Annotated in this window: 1 pseudogene; it reads left to right on the forward strand. The window is 56.4% G+C overall.

From position 1 onward, the window contains the following. Positions 1-518 (forward strand): annotated as a pseudogene (locus OKB81_RS20755) (IS110-like element ISAeca3 family transposase); the annotation flags it as partial.

Consider the following 518-nt stretch of genomic DNA (forward strand, 5'->3'; position numbering starts at 1 on the left):
GCCTGCCGTCCCTCCATGCGGTTTGTAACGCCCAAGACCGAAAGCCAGCAAACGTTGGGAGCACTGCATCGTGTGCGCGAATCGTTTGTGCGCGATCGGGTTAAGGCATCGAACCAGATACACGGCTTTTTACTCGAATTTGGCATCAGTCTGCCCGTCGGTCATGCCGCCATCAAGCGCCTGCCTTCTGTGATGGCTGAACACGAGTTACCAGCGCGACTGATTACCATGTTGGAGAGGCTGCATGCCCATTTCAAGTATCTGGAGCAGCAAATTGCCGAGATCGACAAGGAACTGGCCAGCCAGCTTGGCGATGACGATCTTGGTCAGCGTCTGATGACAATCCCTGGTGTCGGCCCGATCACTGCCAGCGTGTTGGCCGCCGAGCTCGGTGACGGAAAACACTATCGATGTAGTCGTGATTTCGCGGCGTCAGTCGGATTGGTGCCACGCCAGTACAGTACTGGGGGCCGGGCAAACCTGAAGGGTATCAGCAAGCGTGGCGACAAAAATCTTAG

It is taken from the genome of Aeromonas sp. QDB56 (assembly GCF_027705505.1).
GTDB lineage: Bacteria > Pseudomonadota > Gammaproteobacteria > Enterobacterales > Aeromonadaceae > Aeromonas > Aeromonas caviae.